This window comes from Microseira wollei NIES-4236 (assembly GCF_020521235.1).
Lineage (GTDB): Bacteria > Cyanobacteriota > Cyanobacteriia > Cyanobacteriales > Aerosakkonemataceae > Microseira > Microseira wollei.
Map to the genome: position 1 here is coordinate 1 of NZ_BLAY01000683.1, position 268 is coordinate 268.

Annotated in this window: 1 protein-coding gene; it reads right to left on the reverse strand. The window is 50.0% G+C overall.

Annotation, left to right across the window (positions count from 1 at the left end; genetic code table 11):
• Nucleotides 1-268, reverse strand: a 268-nt coding sequence (locus tag MiSe_RS50245) for a hypothetical protein (RefSeq protein WP_226595112.1), incomplete at both ends; no start/stop codon positions are given.

Here is a 268-nt window from a genome sequence, read left to right on the forward strand (position 1 = left end):
TTGATATCGTTTCCGGTGGCATCTAGGTGATTAAAATTGGTGGTTGGGGCACGGCAATAGAAAACCTTCTCGTGGATGGCAACGCTGATGGATGCCGTATCATATCCTTTGGTGGTTGGGGCACGGCAATAGAAAACCTTCTCGTGGATGGCAACGCTGATGGATGCCGTAGAATATCCTTTGGTGGTTGGGGCACGGCGGTAGAAAACCTTCTCGTTGATGGCAATGTCGATTGATGCCGTGCCCCTACTGGGATTGTTGATATCGT